17 protein-coding genes and 2 pseudogenes are annotated in these 17,311 nt (G+C 48.8%); 9 read left to right on the plus strand and 10 right to left on the minus strand.

Translation table 11 applies throughout. The features are described from left to right. Window positions 1-53: 53 nt before the first annotated feature. Window positions 54-686, minus strand: a complete 633-nt coding sequence (locus E4L98_RS17145; protein WP_135202762.1) for an HNH endonuclease — start codon at window positions 684-686, stop codon at window positions 54-56. A 546-nt stretch (window positions 687-1,232) separates the two neighbouring features. Between E4L98_RS17145 and E4L98_RS17150 the strand changes: the two genes are divergently transcribed. Beyond that, window positions 1,233-1,979, plus strand: a complete 747-nt coding sequence (locus E4L98_RS17150) for a hypothetical protein (protein ID WP_135202763.1) — start codon at window positions 1,233-1,235, stop codon at window positions 1,977-1,979. A gap of 89 nt (window positions 1,980-2,068) precedes the next feature. Beyond that, complete coding sequence (locus E4L98_RS17155; RefSeq protein ID WP_135202764.1) at window positions 2,069-2,566, plus strand: hypothetical protein; 498 nt, start codon at window positions 2,069-2,071, stop codon at window positions 2,564-2,566. 54 nt (window positions 2,567-2,620) lie between these two features. On the opposite strand, the gene E4L98_RS17160 is transcribed toward E4L98_RS17155, so the two are convergent. Both E4L98_RS17160 and E4L98_RS17165 read right to left on the minus strand, forming a co-directional pair. Further along, complete coding sequence (locus E4L98_RS17160) at window positions 2,621-3,652, minus strand: CAP domain-containing protein (protein WP_135202765.1); 1,032 nt, start codon at window positions 3,650-3,652, stop codon at window positions 2,621-2,623. Window positions 3,653-3,683: 31 nt separating this feature from the next. Continuing rightward, window positions 3,684-4,220 (minus strand): hypothetical protein, encoded by a 537-nt coding sequence (locus tag E4L98_RS17165; RefSeq protein WP_135202766.1) that lies wholly within the window; start codon window positions 4,218-4,220, stop codon window positions 3,684-3,686. Window positions 4,221-4,401: 181 nt separating this feature from the next. On the opposite strand from E4L98_RS17165, the gene E4L98_RS17170 reads away from it, so the two are divergent. The 4 genes from E4L98_RS17170 (at window position 4,402) to E4L98_RS17185 (ending at window position 7,457) form a co-directional block, all read left to right on the plus strand. Then, window positions 4,402-4,656 (plus strand): helix-turn-helix domain-containing protein, encoded by a 255-nt coding sequence (locus E4L98_RS17170; protein WP_135202767.1) that lies wholly within the window; start codon window positions 4,402-4,404, stop codon window positions 4,654-4,656. Window positions 4,657-4,806: 150 nt separating this feature from the next. Continuing rightward, window positions 4,807-5,640, plus strand: a complete 834-nt coding sequence (locus E4L98_RS17175) for a DNA adenine methylase (protein WP_135202768.1) — start codon at window positions 4,807-4,809, stop codon at window positions 5,638-5,640. A 6-nt stretch (window positions 5,641-5,646) separates the two neighbouring features. Then, window positions 5,647-6,285 (plus strand): hypothetical protein, encoded by a 639-nt coding sequence (locus tag E4L98_RS17180; RefSeq protein ID WP_135202769.1) that lies wholly within the window; start codon window positions 5,647-5,649, stop codon window positions 6,283-6,285. Further along, entirely contained in the window at window positions 6,282-7,457 is a 1,176-nt protein-coding gene (locus E4L98_RS17185) for a DGQHR domain-containing protein (RefSeq protein WP_135202770.1), read from the plus strand. Before E4L98_RS17180 ends, E4L98_RS17185 begins: the two co-directional genes overlap by 4 nt. A 52-nt stretch (window positions 7,458-7,509) precedes the next feature. Here the strand turns inward: E4L98_RS17185 and E4L98_RS17190 are convergent, their stop codons facing one another. From E4L98_RS17190 to E4L98_RS17200, 3 genes are all read right to left on the minus strand, one after another. Further along, window positions 7,510-8,730 carry a replication endonuclease gene (locus E4L98_RS17190; RefSeq protein ID WP_167761360.1) on the minus strand — a complete coding sequence of 407 codons (1,221 nt, stop codon included), beginning with the start codon at window positions 8,728-8,730 and terminating at the stop codon, window positions 7,510-7,512. Window positions 8,731-8,826: 96 nt separating this feature from the next. Next, the gene (locus E4L98_RS17195) at window positions 8,827-9,042 is read right to left on the minus strand and encodes a helix-turn-helix transcriptional regulator (RefSeq protein WP_135202772.1); all 216 of its coding nucleotides are present in this window, start codon (window positions 9,040-9,042) and stop codon (window positions 8,827-8,829) included. Window positions 9,043-9,197: 155 nt separating this feature from the next. After that, window positions 9,198-10,085: a hypothetical protein gene (locus E4L98_RS17200; RefSeq protein WP_135202773.1), complete on the minus strand. Its 888-nt coding sequence runs from the start codon at window positions 10,083-10,085 to the stop codon at window positions 9,198-9,200. A gap of 467 nt (window positions 10,086-10,552) precedes the next feature. Between E4L98_RS17200 and E4L98_RS31185 the strand changes: the two are divergent. The 3 genes and pseudogenes from E4L98_RS31185 to E4L98_RS17210 form a co-directional block, all read left to right on the plus strand. Then, window positions 10,553-10,744, plus strand: a pseudogene (locus tag E4L98_RS31185) (DUF6538 domain-containing protein); the annotation flags it as partial. A gap of 459 nt (window positions 10,745-11,203) precedes the next feature. Beyond that, a pseudogene (locus tag E4L98_RS17205) lies at window positions 11,204-11,332 on the plus strand (IS256 family transposase); the annotation flags it as partial. A gap of 272 nt (window positions 11,333-11,604) precedes the next feature. After that, window positions 11,605-11,904 (plus strand): hypothetical protein, encoded by a 300-nt coding sequence (locus tag E4L98_RS17210; protein ID WP_135202774.1) that lies wholly within the window; start codon window positions 11,605-11,607, stop codon window positions 11,902-11,904. Here the strand turns inward: E4L98_RS17210 and E4L98_RS17215 are convergent. The 4 genes from E4L98_RS17215 to E4L98_RS17230 all read right to left on the minus strand — a co-directional run bounded on the left by E4L98_RS17215 (window position 11,885) and on the right by E4L98_RS17230 (window position 17,289). Further along, a complete protein-coding gene (locus E4L98_RS17215) occupies window positions 11,885-13,444 on the minus strand; it encodes a DNA polymerase (RefSeq protein ID WP_205746759.1) in 1,560 nt (519 codons plus the stop codon). The genes E4L98_RS17210 and E4L98_RS17215 overlap by 20 nt on opposite strands. Beyond that, window positions 13,437-15,107: an RNA-directed DNA polymerase gene (locus tag E4L98_RS17220; RefSeq protein ID WP_135202775.1), complete on the minus strand. Its 1,671-nt coding sequence runs from the start codon at window positions 15,105-15,107 to the stop codon at window positions 13,437-13,439. Before E4L98_RS17220 ends, E4L98_RS17215 begins: the two co-directional genes overlap by 8 nt. Before the next feature lie 432 nt (window positions 15,108-15,539). Next, on the minus strand, window positions 15,540-16,208 hold the full coding sequence (locus E4L98_RS17225; protein WP_135202776.1) for a PEPxxWA-CTERM sorting domain-containing protein: 669 nt from the start codon (window positions 16,206-16,208) through the stop codon (window positions 15,540-15,542). A 151-nt stretch (window positions 16,209-16,359) separates the two neighbouring features. Continuing rightward, window positions 16,360-17,289: a LysR family transcriptional regulator gene (locus tag E4L98_RS17230; RefSeq protein WP_135202777.1), complete on the minus strand. Its 930-nt coding sequence runs from the start codon at window positions 17,287-17,289 to the stop codon at window positions 16,360-16,362. Window positions 17,290-17,311: the final 22 nt, after the last annotated feature.

Consider the following 17,311-nt stretch of genomic DNA (forward strand, 5'->3'; position numbering starts at 1 on the left):
TCCAGGTGGTGACTCCTTTACACATTCATCGGCAGGATCACTAGTAGGGCCATTTATTTCCCCTTGATCTCCGCAATCAATTCCGCTACGGCCAAAGCGGGAGTGACGCGATGGACCATAGCATGACAATTTGCACATAAAGGAATTAGATCCTTAACTGGATCGACGACATAACTTTCCTTGATTTCTGCCAAGGGCTTCACGTGATGTACATGAATAAACGCCTTGCCCAGTTCACCGTACGTTTGCTCAAAGTTAAAGCCGCAGCACTTACAGGAATAGCCGTGATACTGAATGCATCGCTTTCTGGCGACAGCATTGCGCTCGTATGCGTTGACAGAGATAACTTTTGTTGTGCCTTCAGTTAGTCCATCCGTTGCATCAACCTCCTCAATTGCAGGAAAGTCTTTTTGATTTGCACCAGCCGCGTGCTTATATATCCCGTGTCCTGTGCGAACAAACTTGGCCTCCCGCTTGGTAGCATCAAAGCCTTCGGCTTGCGGGCAATAGTCCTCCATCTTTCGCTGGATAGTTTGTCGGAACGACCTCTCGTGCTGATAATTCTCCGGCAGAGATCCGCCGCAATAGATTCGAAGTACATAGTCTTGAATTGCCTTCGCCCGAGCCTCCCCGCCCAATGCGATCAATGCGTGCTCAATATGTTGAATATTGACTGTGTACTTCATAGTGCGGCCTCATTCTCAGTTTAGATTTTTAGCTTCAACGGCTATCACATCAAGCATCGTACAGATATCTTCACAGCAAGCAATCATCGAGTGTCAAAAATAAAAAAATGGCCTCAGATTCAAAAAAATGTGAAATCAGCTCCCTCCCAAGAAATATTTTCCTTCGTACCTGTTAATGTAGACCGGAGAGTCGTCGGTTGTGACGCGCCAGCGCGGCGGGATTTCGCTTTAGCGCCGTGGAGCCCGAAGGGGCGACATCACACGCTACGAGAGGCATGTAGGAGCGCATTGCGCCGTACAGGCGCAGCGACGATGCCGAGCTCACGCAATACGCGCATCAGTTGTTTTTGACTTGTACATAGTCCCACCAGTGGGACTATGTGGGCCTAGCGGGGGACTGCGACGACCGAGAGGGAGTCGGAGTATCTCGCTAGGCCACCCCTCACGGGGTCGACGTGCGAAGCGCGGCGGGGGTGGTTGGTGTGGTAGTCGAGCCTTCTGGCGAGACGGACACATGCAGTAGCACTATGAACATACGAGGCTTAAATGGCGAGATTCAAAACCAAAATGCGGCATCTTGCTCCGGCATGGGCTGACAAACTATGGGACGCGGCACAATCCCGCAATCGCGGCGCTGGTGCTGAATGGCTGTTACCACTCGCAGCGCTGGCGGTAACGGGTGTCAGACCTGCGAGCCTTGAGCGAGGGATCACATTTGACCTCGTTCATGACCGTAGCGGCGCAGAATATATTCGGGCCAGAAGCTTCGGTGCAAAAATCCTGAAGGACTTTGACGGCACTACGATTCGCGGCCAGGACGAAGTACAAGTCTGTTGGCGGATATGCCCGCCGGCGGATACGCCGCATCGCCCCCAAGAGTTATCGGCTATCTTGCATGCACTTCAGCGCAACGAGCAGAAGCGAATCACGGTCACCTATGATGCCGAGGGTATATCGACACGGATTCGCGAACTTTCCAAAGAGATTTGGCCTCGAAAACAGTATCAGGTATCAGCGATCTGCTACCGCGAGCTACTTTCTCGTTGCTGTAAGGACGCGGGTATGTCAGCCAGCGACATTGCAAAAGTCATGGGGCATCTGAGCACTGAAAGTCAGGGGCGCTATTCATCTGGCACACGCCGTTCGTCGCTGCCACCGGGACAGCGAGCGCGTTTGTTTAGCCATATTGCAGCTTCGAACGCTGTTCGCACACATCGCTCCCCTATGCAGAGATTCAAAAATGCTGCTGCGAACATCAAACGAAAAAAACTGGCCCTATCAACTCCTTGCTGACGGAATCCGATGCCATGCGAAAACTCAAGAGACCAACCAATCACGCGAGACGACAGAGTCTATTCACGATGTACCAACACGACTCAGCAATGATCGACAGTATTGCTGACGTGGCGAGTAAGCGGCTCCAGATCAGCGATCCGGAAAAACTGGCGGCATGGGCCATGCAACAGAAAGAGCAAAAGCTACTTTGGTTATCGTACGACGAAGAGCGCTTGGCCTTCGATAACAGATATGATCTCACCTGTGAGGGGGCAGCAATGCCAGAGGAACCTGTGCAGCCACTAGATGGCACCGGAAGACTGCTAAAGCGAAATGCCGAGCTAGCATCGCCGCTTGGTGCTGTGGGAACGGACAACTACGTTTTTCTTAAACTGATTGTTGAGATATGCGCTTTATCTGCGAAGTCCGCAGCCCTCGAAGTCAGGGCCGATTTCAGCGACCTCTTGCTGAAAATCTTTGATGAATTCAGCGGCAAGCACTCATCGTTTTTAACTACCAGTTCGCCCGTGCCTTCTACCGGAAAATCGACCCGGGAGGGGAAGATTAGTGGCGGCCTTACGCCGAAGCCTTCTAAGCCGCACTGATAGAAATGCTGCGCCATGAAACAAGCCAGGCGCAGCTACAAGGTGAAGGCTTTCTTAATTTTGCGTGGTGAATGTCCACTCTTTGGAAAACGCTATGCCGTTATTTGTACCAACGAACTTAACCCGGTACGCCGTACCAGGCTGAAAAGGGGCATTGCCAATAGCAAATGCAACGTTCCTATCCAAGTAAGCATTAGGGTCATTCGAACGGGTCATAACACGAGTGCTCAACGGCGTGTTCTGCCCTACTTGAGTAATCGTAAAGCTGCTTACTGCAAGGGTATTGCCGCTGACAATGGAGACGCTGATCGGGAATGCAGTTTTAGTCGGGAAGTCGCTATTCGAAGTGGACAGCTCCGGGAATGGGTTCGGGGACTCGACGTAGGCGTGCAAGGGAACACCGATCTGATCTGGGCTCGGATAGACACCAACATAGTCGGAGCTAACGGATTGTGCGGTCTTCAGTCCCATCTCAAGCACGGCCGTCTGGGACCGATCGGCTCCTACTGCTATTCCTAATTCGCGAACATTTTGAAGCATCAATCCGGCGCGGTGATATACCGTCTGCGTCAGCGTACTCAATGCCGCTGCTCCTCCGTGGCCGCCGCCAAACGTTACCTCCTCTCCAGTATAAGTACCCGTGTAACCAGTCACTTTTGAGCGATCCTGTTCTTGGATGCCAGTAAATTTTGGCAAGTTTGCATTTTCGATATGCAGGGCGGAACGTCCTGTTGATGCGTCGATCGCGTTGAAATCAACTGTACCGCCATTGTTCTTGTCATTTACCAGTAAGTAAGACAAATGATTCGCAGCAGCCGCATCCAGCGATGTGTCTTGCGCTAGCAGTCCGAGGCCGACGCTCTTGCGGAAGTCGTTTAACGCAGTCGCGAATGCACCTTCTTCTGATTTGGAAGCGTAGCTGAACGGCGGGACGCTAGTTTGCGTATCGCCTGGCGTGACTGCTGGAGCCCCTGGCGTAGCTGGGGTGGCCGGGCTGACTGCAGATGGATTAGCTGCTGAGCCTCCACCACCGCAACCACTGAGAACAACCGAAACTACGGCAGTAGTAAGTATCAATTTTTTCATTAATTATTTCCGTTCGAGTATGTCCTACACATCACAAGCTATTGCGTGCCCGTTCGAAATACCTGTACGCAGCACGCTGAGAGAATTTTTTTGAAAAAAACATCACCCATACAAAAAGTCCACCCCATATCAAGAAAATTGGGCCAAAGGCTATAGAGCCCAAAATAGTCTCAGAGAGGTCGAGACTTTTAAGCAGAAACATAATTGGCAAGCTGATGAAAAATGAAGAAAGCCATGCTATGCAACCGCAGATAAAAGCTATTGGCAGACAAATGATCATCTCAGTCCAAATCAGCGACATCCGAGGCAGTGATTGATCACGGAATATTTTTCCGGCATTGTTTTTTATGGCTGCCAAAATCAGTTCGTTTTTATTCTTTCGATAGAAAGAAAATTCGACCTCTTCTCCCATGCACCGTCGAAGATCGTCATCGAGATAGTTGGATACTTGAACCCCATCAACTCGCGTTTCATCAATCTCAATGAAAGAATAATGATTCATCCCCGAAGCAACCGTGGATGACGACACTCGCGTTAGATGTCCTTTTGATATGAAAACACTTTCCATGCTCCCCCCTAGAAAGGTGTAAATAAAACATGCAACCCAAATTTCCATGAGGAATTATAGTTAGCAAATTTAAATTTGTCACTCATAGTGCGTGTACTCAAAGTGAGTGCACCTATAGAGCGTCGCAACATAGTGGTCGAATTCTTATGATCGAGTACCTCTTCATACTTCGACGAAACCTATGGACTACGATCCTCTAAAGCTGTTTGGGCTACACCTTGTAGAACTTAGAAAGCGCTTAGGCTGGTCTCAAGAGCGGCTTAGCTTCGAGTCAGGGTTGGCAAGATCCTATGTAGGCGGAATAGAACGAGGACAGCGGAATCTTGCCCTTACAAACATCTGTAAGTTGGCAGAGACGCTAGGTGTTTCACCAAGTGAAATGTTGAATTTCAGCAATTTAGATGCCTTATCCAATGAGAATTACCCGGCGAGCTGACCGAAACTTCTCAACAGAACACCAGCTTCCATGTTGAAACTATTGCTAAAAAGTACCAATACGTTGCAGGATGAAGTAAGATGAGTCGCCTAGCCATTTGGCGTTAATTTTTGACAACATACGCCCTTGGCCCACAACCGTACCAGCCCCATGACCGCAACTGCTACCACTCAAGCTTCTCCGCCATCGCTTCTGCCCTTCCTCAAGTGGGCTGGTGGTAAGCGCTGGCTGGCCGAGCATGTACTGAACCTTATTCCTTCAAACTTTTCGACCTACTACGAGCCCTTCCTGGGGAGTGGAGCCATCTTTTTCTCCCTGCAGCCAAAGGCGGCAGTGTTGTCGGATTTGAACAACGACCTGATCAACGCCTACGTGAGTATTCGCGATGATGCTGAAAGAGTGAGCACTGTTTTACGCCGACACCACCGTCAGCATTCTAAGGATTACTACTATGAAGTCCGAGGCCAGGCACTGCGAGCACAGCACACCCGAGCTGCCCAGTTTATTTATCTGAATCGAACCTGCTGGAACGGGCTTTACCGCGTTAATTTGGCTGGAAACTTTAATGTTCCGATTGGAACAAAGACCAAGGTTATTTTAGACACGGATAATTTTCCTGCCACAGCCGAGTTGTTGAACAACGCTGAACTGCATTGCCGAGATTTTGAGGAAACTATCAATCTGGCGGGGAATAACGACGTAATTTTCGCAGACCCGCCTTATACGATCCACCATAATCACAACGGCTTCATAAAATATAACGAAAACATTTTTTCTTGGCAGGATCAGATTCGGCTACGAGACTCTCTTGTTAGAGCAGCCGCACGCGGGGCAAAGGTTATTATGACAAACGCAAATCATGAAAGCGTCCGATCTTTATATGAGAACGGATTCTTACTTACACCAGTTTCCCGCATGAGCGTTATTGCCGGTGCCTCATCTGCCAGAAAGGCATATGAGGAATTACTTATTGTATCCGAGTGAAGTAGCATGAATCTGTCGAAAGCTCGCACACTCATGGCTTACGGTCTAAGAAAAATTGCTGACGTTTTCCGCGCGATAGTTCGGCCACTACCGCTCATCGGCGGCTTAGCCGACTGCAGTGGGAAAGACCATGTTCAGGCTTTGAAAGAGTTTTTTTTCGCTTTAGCTTTCTCTACCACCACCTTTTGGGTGACGGTAGTAATCATGAGCGTCCTCATTGATTATCAAAAAGCATCCTTGCTCGACATGATCCTGAAAACGGTATCGAACGGCGAGCTTTTAATTTTTTCAGTATCTTTTGCCGGTCCGATCTTGCTTGCTGCCATGCAAGATCGCAAGGGAAAGAGTCCGTTCCCGGGGGCAATCTGGCATGTCTATGCACTGTGGGTCTTTGCAGTAGTAGCGGCAGTGATCTTCGGCCTGCTTCGCCTGCAGACCATTGCCCCAAGTCTCAATCTAAATGTAAGTTTGAACATGAACGCGATACGACAATGGTCATACTACATCTTTGGGCTTGCGTTATTCTTACGCTATACGGCAGTGGTCTACCAAAAAATGCTGGCGTCCACGGACGCGTCTGGACAAAAACAAGATAAAGCCTTCGCTGATCAGTGGGCGGCGCACGCAGAAGGACAACAATCGTGAAACAACAAAGCATCCTGACGAATAAATTCGAGGAGTCCTTTCCATGCCTAAAGCTGCGACAGCCAATCGGGGATTTTTATATCGCAACTATCGATGCGAAAACTCTTTGCCAAATAACGTATGCAGATGTTCGTCGAATGGAGCAAGAGGATCGTGAGTTTGAGCAATACCTAGGGATCCAGCGCCCGCTATCTTCTTCTCGCGTGAAAGAAATTGGCCAATACGTAAATACGGTTGACGCTTGCTTCCCTACCGCAATCATACTTGCCATCAACGGTAAATACGTTGAATATATAGAAAAAGAGAATCGTATGATTCTCAGAAATTTCGCCGATGAAAACAATGAAGATCAAAATTTGGAGTCGTCGCGTATTGCACAGGTTTTAGACGGACAACATAGAATTGCAGGTCTCCAAACTTTCAGCGGTGAGCAATTTGATGTGAATGTCAGCATCTTTGTCGATATGGATGTTGAGAGCCAGGCTTATGTATTTTCAACAGTTAATCTCGCGCAAACGAAAGTAAACAAGAGCCTTGTTTATGACCTGTTTGAGTTATCTAAGGCAAGAAGTCCACAGAAGACCTGCCATCAAATTGCTGTCGCGCTGAACTCTTACCCAAAAAGCCCGTTCTATTCAAAGATAAAACGCTTGGGGACCGCTACCGCAGGAAAATTTACAGAAACTTTGACTCAAGCCACTTTCGTTGAGGCCCTCATTGGCTACTTGACGGATGATAAGGTTTTGGACAGAGATATTTACCGTCGCCACAAAAAACCTAAAATTGATGAGTCGAAATCTGAAAAACTGATCTTCCGCTCCCTATTCATTCAAGAAAGGGATATGGAGCTTACTGACCTTATTTCAAACTATTTTAGTGCAGTTGCCGAACGTTGGCCGACTGCTTGGGTTACAGGTGGAGAAGGACTAATCCTTAATAAGACGAATGGATTCCGAGCCCTCATGCGTTTCCTTAAACCGGCTTACTTAAGCTTGCGCTGGAAAGCTGAGATTCCGTCAAAATCGGATTTCCTAGCGATATTCAACAAAGTGAACATTAATGACGATGACTTCACTGTTGCCCGGTTTAATCCGGGCACTAGTGGCGAATCCAATCTGTTCAAAACATTTATGTCTGATTCTGGTCTTGAGCCAAACCATAAATTATTCTAGTGGGAGAAGTTGGGGGTCTTGGATAACTATGACTAACTGCATTGTTGTCTTGTTAGCCATTCTTTGGCCTAACTCCCCACTTCTTTTCACGAGTGGAGATGTCAATAAAGTCAACACGAACGCCCTTGATGAGCTTGTGGCCAGTTTCGTCCTTCTCGTACAAAATTTTGGTGCGGCCTGTTTCACTCATTGATTTCAGAATCGTCAAAAAGTTGCAGTAGTTATTGCTTACGGCGCACGCATGTAAATCTTTCCCTATTGGGGTTAAGGAGCTCCACTGTTGAGCATCGACTTTCAGCCGTCGAAGCTCATCCCATATTGTTGAACTACCCTTAAGATCTGAGATCTGAATCATTCGCCCTCCCCATGTTGCACGATGAGCGTCGGCAAGCTCGGCGGTCTCTGCATGCATCGCAGAACCGGTGCCAAGGGTTGCCAAGACGTACTTAGACAAATAGCTTGTACCGGTTCCTTTCGATAAGTCGATCTTACGGATATCGGCAGCCGGGGGCATGCCGAAATGTTGAGCGAACTTCTTGAGAAGCAGAGCTTCATCTTCCGGCTTAATCCAAACCAAAATATGCCAATGGGGTGTTCCGTCTTCATGCTGCTCTTCTACGCGAACAAACATCGTTTTACCAAAGACGACCTGCCAGTTTCGCCACTTCCGTTGCAACTCCCGGTGCCCATCTCCAGGGCTGGCCCCTTCCCATGAATTGTTTCCATTTTTAGGATTGGGATGCCACTCAGGCGGTAAAGTCAACGTCAGAAAGTAGCCAATCAACGACTGTTCTAGGCTGAACTTCTCAAGGCCCTTCATTCGGACATAGTGCTTTCCAAATATTTTGCGTGGCGTCTTATAAATATCCGCGCACGTAATCGCAAGTTCCTCTCCATCGGCTCCGACAACGAAAACCTCGGTATTTTCCAGGTATGCCATCTGCTTTGCGCGTTGATACCGACGTGATGCCAATACCGGGCTAGAAACGATGCGGCTTTTCTCTGCGCCAATTAAGCGCTGCTCGTGATGGGCGTAGTCCAATCGCTGCCGGGCGTCACGCAACAAGCTACGACGATACCAGCGCGGCACATTTTTTACCTTCGAGTTTGGAAAGCCGACACGCTTGAACTGCCGCGAAAAGGCTGTCAGCTCTGGCGCAAAGACTTCCCCCTCGGCCTTGGTATTCAGGTAGAGCCGCGCCATCGCATTCGCCTGGATTTCAATCATTGCGTGATTGATGTACCCGTTCTGTATCGCATCGGTGGTTGGCATTCCCTCCGACTTCGGGGTAGGCCATTCATTCTCCATGAGCCAAGCTTCAGGAATCTTTTCCTGAGGTTTCCGCTTGTGTGCCATGATATGCGGCACTTATTTTGCCGTGGCCAAAAGGGCACGGATATCTTCAACCCTGTAGAAAGTTGACCATGCGCCGAACCGAACTGGCTGTGGAAATTTCTTTGCTTTGACACCTGCAAACCACGTAGATTTGGATACAGGAATGATTGGAGGGATAGGTGGGGAGGCTTTCAGATCACCTAAGATTTGGGAAAGTTTAAGAAAGCCGGTTTCTGGAAGTTCGTTCATTGATCTGCATCCTCTTTCGTTGGATCCCGTTGGATCGAGGAGTGCATCTTATTTTTCTGAGAGGCAACTTGGAACCATGATGCTGAGCATAGTTCCCACCCTGCTGAGCACAGTTCCTACCCTGCGTAGCAGGAGGATTTCTATGTCATCAAATTCTAGGACAGTTGCCTTTTCCACTTTGGTAATAGCCGCTTGAGCAATGTATCGAAGGCGTAAACTGGCTCTCCGTCGCTGTCGGTAGGGATTTTGTTAAACATATCTTCAGCAAATGCGGAATCGCCCCTATATAGACTTGGATTGGCGCGCCATTTCTCCAACAATTCGACACATAACTCCGTTGCCTCTGCGCGGAGCGCTGTCAAGGGATGACGCTTCCATTTTGCGGCGGCTCCGGCCTTACAACGCTCAACAATTTTTTCGTGTTCATCCGCCCGGCGATATGCTTCCTCGCGTACCGCAGCGTCAAATCCTCGACGATGATACTTGTCAAGTAGTGCATTCAACTCCGACTCGCTCAGCAAGCTTTCGGCCTGGCAGATAGTCTGCATAGCGCTTGACAGTAGTTCCGAAACGATAAGGGCACATCGGAGATCCTGTTCGTTGGTATCCAATTTGTCTTGGATGCAATGAGAGTCATCCTCCAGATCGACGTCATTTGGATCACTCATCAAATGAATGAACATTGCCGCATCATCAAGAATTTTAAGTGACCAGATAGCAAAAAGTTGACTTGCATTGAGAACGATGCCCTCCGATGTTTCAAATTTCGCCCCATCCCTAATCACTTCCTTTAACCACATGGCCTCTGAAAAATCGCTGCGGCGTAATGGCGCGTTCTGAGCAGATTCGGTGGATAGTTCATGAAATTTTTGGCCGATGGACTTGTCAATCTGATACGCAATGGCTGCGATATTCTGATATCCAACGGTTAAGGCGATTGTGTCTGCACGCCATTTTATGTCTCGAAATTGAGGAAAACGGCTGGCCTTCACAATAAGCGTTGCTATGTTTTCAAAATTTTGAAAGTATTGATTTGTTTGCATCTTACGGGCTAATACTCAGTTAAGTTTGGTTGCTTTTGGGAATCTGCATTATGGGCCGCCCCTAGTTTGCTGTATAGGAGTGCTAGACAGCCAACTTCCGAGAAGGTGTCAGATCATGTTTCCGCTGGGAGGAGTGAGGAACGAGAAGTGAAAGGCTACAAATGTCGTAACCCTGCAACGAAGTTTGCACGATTTTTCCAGCTAAAAAAACGCTAACGGTCAAACAATCTGCATCTCAATTGCAAAGAGTCGAGTGTATAGGTGGGGGTGTTATTGGGGGTGGTGTAAGAAATCAAACGAATGAAAACCTTCGTAAGTTACTGATATTTATAAAAAATAGTAACTTGGTTTGATTGCCGCCGTCCCACCAAAAATCACATAAGCCGTTGATTCGTCAACGGCTTTTTCTTTTTTCCCTGTCCGATTTGGCTTTGAACCCCAAATCAGAACCCGAAAACGGATCAGGCATGGCAATCAAGCTCCCCTCTCACCTTCACCGCAGCCGGTCAGGAACTTTACATTTCCGCATTGCTATCCCGCGCGACCTTCGCCATCATTTCGCCTCTCGAGAAATTTACCGCAGCCTGCGGACCCCAAACGTACGCGAAGCCGCCAGCGCTGTCCAAGCGTTATCAGCCGTGTTCAAGCGCGTGTTCGAACGCCTGCGACAAGAAAGCATGTCCAACAAAAGAATGCCCAACGACGGTATCGCCAAAGTCGGCCTGATCATGGAACTCAACTTTGACGAGTTCATGAAGCCCAAGAGCGTCAAACTTCAAACCGAACCTCATGACACGCCAGAGTCAATCCGCGCAGCAGTAGAGGGGCTGACAGCCGCTGGCTCTGGCGGGCTGTCATCACGTGCCGAATCTGCCAGAAAGCCCTCCCTGCTATTCTCTGAATTGGTTCAAGATTACAGGCGCGACCGACTTGCCAAAGGCCGTTGGCTTGCATCAAGCGAAAAGGAGTATATGCCGATCTACAAGCTATTCATTGAGATCGTTGGGGACCTTCCGCTTAGCGAGATTAATGACGACGTGGCGCTGACCTATGTTGAAACCCTGAAAAAGCTTCCCGCCAACATGAACAAGATACCGGCATATAGAGGAAAGACTATAGAGCTGGTGGGGGCCATGATGTTGGAGCAGAACGACGAATGGTCGCTGCAGCGGCGCTACATGCAGCTTGAAGGATTACTGAGCTTGAGCGACAATCAGTCCGCACGGCTCTCTGCCGTGATCAACTAACCGGGGACCCAGCCCTTTAGAATCACTTCTCATACACCACTTCTGGGGACACCATCCAGAAGCAATAGTCCTAGAAGCAAACGGTCCCGCGTTGCCCTATGTGAGTGCAACTGGGGAGCAAATTTGAAAATCGGGGCCAGTAGACCTGATCTTCGGCATATGGAAAGGCCGGGCAGTGGCGAACAAGCAGACGGCGGGAACACGAGAAAGTGGCGGTTTTATTTGTCGTGACGTTATCTTGGAGTTCCTTAAATAACTTTTAGGAGCAACAAATGGCAACGAACTTACCTGACCACACCATTGATCTCATGCTGGCGGCCGTGGATGATAAGGCGAATCCGGCACGGGCGGCCGCCGCGCTTGCCAAGATCGAACAATGGATTATCGAGGTAGATGCGGGCATTGTAGTTGCCTCTGCTTTGAAGGTGGCAGAGATGCGGCAATTGCTCGGCCTCTATCCTTATAGATCGGCTTCGCCCCGCGCCAAAGCGTTTGAGGATCATAGAGATGTTGACTATGGCTTGTTCTGGCTAGGAGCTGAGCGGTCAGGCACTACTGAGAAGGTGGGCTGAAGAACGGTTCTAATGATGCCTTGCCGAGCACTTTTCGCTCAAGGTGCTCGCTCATGGTTTCCGCAAAAATTGTTACGATTTTGTTGGAATCGTATTCAGGCGGATGTTCCAGTAGAACAGCATCATGCATGGGTAACAAAATCCTTACCTCCGTCTCATTACGCATATTCAGTAGTGCTTTCTTAAATATTAACGCAGCCGTTCCCTGAACTACTTGGCTTACTCCAGCTCGTTTTTCTTTCTCACTAAGAGGCCCCTCGGATTCTCGATTTTGATAATTTCCAAACCCTGAGCTGATCCTCCCTGAGGCTTGAAAATCTTCTATGGTTTTCTTTTTCCAAGATTCAAATACCTTAAATTCGGCAAAAAAATCTTTTACCTTCTTTCGATCTGCCCCTTGTTCGACAGCGGCATCGATCAATGATCTTGTTTTCATACCATACGCATAGGATAGAAATAATCTTTTGGCAATTTTTCTTTTTTCGTTTCCACCGAAAATATCCAGCGATAGTGCGGTGTATATGTCATCGGAATTATAGAGCCTCAGCAACTGTGGGTCCATTGACAGTGCCGCCATAATGCCAACCTCGAATTGATCATAGTCTACATAGGACAATGTTTTTCCGGGTGATGCGGTTATAATGTCTCGATGGCGTTTTGCTAAATTTTGAAAAACAGGATCTTTAAAGTAAATCCTAGATGTAATGGAGCCAAATATGTCAATGATCGGAATTATCCGACGTCTGGATAACGGCAATGCCGCCAGAACCAATCTCGACGCCGCAATTCGTCGCAATCTCATTATGTCGGATGCGAAATTATTTGGGGTGGATAGAAATTCCAGAACGTAGTCGATAGAGATTCCAGAGAAATCATAACCTAAGGGTTCAAGATACTCTTTAATAGAGTTATCACTTGGAACTTCCAGTGGGAGGTTGTGTTTTGCGGAAAAGTTCTTTAGTTCAGAATAATATTGATAATCTATTTGAGATTTATGCCTGCGAAGTATGTTTGTCTCAATATCTATGCCTGAGATGATATGCTTGTATAGTAAGTTGAAAACAGGTATTTCAATAAAGAATTGTCGAGAAATTTCACCGTTGGCTGCGGCTTTAGTTATTAAGTTGCCCCAAAACTCAAAAAGAAATTTTCCAGTTTGTTCATAGACGGAAGCGTCATATGCAGATATACGATAGAAGATATCTGAGTATTTCTTTGCCAGCTCTTTGCTCTCAACAATATCTGCCATAGCTTCTGGAATGCCTCGTCTATCCCTATATCGCCGGGCTTCCCGAGAGCCACTTGTTCCTGCTTTAAATTCGTCAAGATCCATTACGCAAGGAGGTAACGCGCCTGCCGTTGCATGAATTGACGGAGCAATTAGCCAATAATCATGACACACCAGTAGACCTTTGGTCGCTACTAGCTCCGCAGCGGAAATTTCTGTCAATGCCTCATCTCTATACAGAAAGTATCTGTCTACGCCAGTTTCCGAATAATCCTTCAGGAATAGAAATATCGATGTGACTTGATTAATCATAAGGACTTATATGCTGGTAAATGTGTGAGACCGAAGATCTTTCTCGCCGCCCCAGAGGTTGTCCGTCTGGCGCAAAGTGCTGCGCGGCGCGGCGAACTGTTCCTTTTACTTTGGTGCCGAGAACGGCATAAAGCGGCTTAAGTTCCTCAGGTGAGAAATTTTTGGTTGCAAACAGGAAATATCTCTGATGCATATATGGCCAAGTAGGTTTGAGCTTTTCTATGTAGGGCCTGAGTAAATCTGTTTCATCGACGCAGTAGAGATATATAAATATCGCAGGAGTTTCATTTGATAAAATGTTACTCTCCATTTTTCTTTTTGCTGTATTTATGAGGTTATCGGTTTTGTATTTTTTTCTGGCTAACACGAACCACAAGTGATAGTTTTGCCACTGATATATGGATTGCTCTTCGTCTGAAAGATAATTTTCGATGCTTGTGAGAGCTTGAGGAGAAAGCTCAAACATCGATAGAAGTTTACAATATTGATCAGTAGAGGCGGCCTGCTCCTGCAGGGTATTTAAAAGTAGTTGAACCAAGTCCGCTGATAGAGCCGATCCGACGTCAAAAAGATCAGCGTCGATTAACATTGTTAGTCGGTTGACAGAAAAACGGAATTGCCTAGATTGAGTTTCACCCTGCTCAATACAAGTCTTAAGAATTTGATGAATCAAAGGAACTGATCGTGCTATCACGCGCCTGCTTCGTGATTTCCACATCATATCGATAGCTGAGGTTCTGTCATCATTGTTCGGAAAGAATTCAGCTATGGTCTCTGGAATATCTTCTGCGCTGAGAATCCTGGTCTTGGCTGAATTAATATTCATGCCAACAGTGCGTAGCTCTGCAATTAATTGATGAAGTGCTTTCCTAGCTTGTTGGGGATTGTCACAAATAATTCGTATGTCATCCACGTATCGGTAGTAGTCGTAGCCAAGATCTACCATTTTACGATCAACTTCGGAAAGAACAACATTCGCTATAAATGACGATGCGTCACGATTTTGTGGCAGTCCATGTCTATCGCTAAAACTCCAACGTGTTAAGAGATCACATAATGTGTCGATTGCATTCCTTATTTGAAACCTTTCTTTTCCGTTGCCTTTTACCTTGTCCAATTTACTTTCGAAGGCTACACGGATGGATTCAATAGTAATATTTTCAAAATAATTGATAAGGTCCGTAGTAAGTAGAACTTTTTTATCTTTAAAAGCAGTAAATGTAACTCCTTCGAACGTTTTCCATAGATCAATTCTATTTTTGAAAAGATATCTATTATCTTTGCTCTCCCTGTTGTAGCGATGACCCAAGGCTCTGTGCGAAAGCAAGGGATCATAGTGCTTGATAAGGAAAGAACAAATTGCTTGATAAATGAATCGATCATAAAAGTCAGTTTCAAGGGAATAGCGTATTCCCAGACCCTTCTTCGGGATATCGCATATCTGGCGGGAGCTGGCACTGTAGCGACCGTTTCCTTCAAGCAGAAGTTCGGAGATTAGAGTCTTCAGATCGTGTTTTCCAGCGAAGAGGTCTTTGTAAAGAATGGTGTCAAAGAACCAATCGTCTCGCATGTCCTGGCCCAATTGCGCAAGCACGTCGTCACAGTTGATTGGAAAGCTGAGAATGCCGTCTTTGCCCCACACATCCTGTTCTTCGTCGGCCATGGCTTCCCTTGTTGTCAATTTATAATTCGATAGGACCATAGTAGCTTATCGAGTTATTCCTGATCAACAAATGATGCAATACTTGTAATTTGGAAGTTACCCTGCTTGCGCCTAATCAACGGAAGCTGCAATGCGGTTGTGAACTGTAAGGTGAGGGACTGATATAATCCCCGCTCGGGCACCCCAAGTGGGATGTGCCATCGAGCCAAACTGATGTGACGACTATAGAGAAATCAACAGCTTAGGAATGTTGATGGTGGAGATTGCAGATTCCCGCCGTCTCCACCACCAATTCGGAAAGCCGCTGATTCCTCAGCGGCTTTTCTTTTTTGCCCGTCCGGTTTGGGACGTGTAGCAGCGACGCCGTCTCCGCCATCCGAAGGCAACAACAAAGGCTCCGACGCCTACGCGCCGGAGCCTTTGCATTTTCAATTACGCCTGACGTTGCTGACGACGGCGGGCCATGGCGCCGACCAGGCCCAGGCCGCCCAGCAGCATGGCGTAGGTGGACGGTTCCGGCACGGCGGCGACCGACAGCTGGAAGTTCTCCACCGTCGGCCAGACATAATCCGCGTCGCCGTGGATGGAGCTGACCGACACCGAGATCATGTGGCCGGTGGTGACGAAGCCCAGGAATGAATTCACCTGAGAATTCTTGATCTCGTAGCTCAGCGTGGCGCCGGTGCTATCGACGCCGGTCACGAGTACCGAGAATCCCGGTTCGGAATAGCCGCCCATGTCGGTAGTGAAAAACTGGCCGCCGGCGCCCTTGATGTTGCTGCCGAATTGGCTCATGGTCAGGGCGTCACCGTCATTGCTGGTGGTCAGCCACCAATCGCCATCGATGTCGCCGCCAGGATACATGTGCGGGTTTTTCGGACCGGCGCTGACGCTGTAGGCGTAGTCGCCCGCCATGCGCGCCATGGCGGAATCGTAACGGTCAAAAATGTCCAGATCGTTGAAGGTATCAACGCCGGTTTTGCCCACGGCCGCCTGGTAGGAAGCCTGGCTCGTAAAAACGGTGAGTTCCGCATGGGCCGCGGTGGCGGCCAGCAACATGACGGCGGATGCAAAAACGGATTTAACGGATGGAAACTCCATGTGAACAAACTCCTCATAACTAGGATTAAGTGAAAGTCGGTTTGTTCAGGCCTGAAGCTCAAATGTATCTTGTCTGCGACAGTGATGCAACAATTATGTCAAAAATATATTAATTTTTGTGCACTGCACTGGAAACCTCTTGTATATAAGACTATGGGGAGTTGTGGCCTTCGTCACCGATGCAAGCCAGCTCGGCGGCTGTTTCCACCAGTAATTGCCGGAACCAGCGGTGCGCCGCGTCCTGGCGGTAGCGGACGTGCCAGGCCATTTGCACCGGGAATGTGCCGAGGTCGGCGGGCGAGGGCAGAATTTTCAGCCGCGTGTCTTTGGCGAGATGATTGCAGATCAGCCGCGGCAAAGTAGCGCAGTAGTCGGTGATGGCGATAATTTCCGGTACGGCAAGAAAATGGGTCACGGAAATCGCCAGCTCGCGCCGCAGTCCCTGCCGCTCCAGCGCCTGGAACAAGCCGGCCTTGAGTCGTCCCGGCGGCCGCACGTTGACGTGGCGCAGCTGTTCGTATTGCTCGCGCGACAGGCTGTCGCCGATCCCGGGATGGTGGGCGCGCACCACGCAGGCCAGGCCGTCGTCCATCAGGTGCTGGACGATCACGTTTTCCGGCGGATCGACGATGCGGCCCAGCGCCATGTCGGTCATGCCGGAAATCACGCCGGCTTCGGCCAGATCGTTGCCGAACGGCGCCAGCGAGACCTTGATGCCCGGCGCCAACTGGTGCAGTTTGGCCACCACGCAAGGTATCAGCACGAATTCGACGTAGCTGTTGGGCGCGATGTTGAACTGGCGGGTGGCGGTGGCCGGATCGAATTGCTGCCGCCCGAGGATGACGTCGTCCAGCCGGGCCAGGGTGTCGGCGATCACCGGCGCGATTTCTTCCGCCAGCTGGGTGGGGCGGATGCCGTAGCGCTCGCGCACGAACAGCGGATCGCGCAGGGTGTCGCGCAGCCGGTTCAGCGCGTTCGACAGCGCCGGCTGGGTGATGCCGAGCCGCGCCGCGGCCCGCGTCACATTGCGCTCCTCCATCAGCGCAACAAACACCGGCAAGAGATTCAGGTCATATCGCATGCCTGCATCATGCCAGATGCCT

It is taken from the genome of Duganella callida (genome assembly GCF_004614165.1).
Lineage (GTDB): Bacteria > Pseudomonadota > Gammaproteobacteria > Burkholderiales > Burkholderiaceae_D > Rugamonas > Rugamonas callida.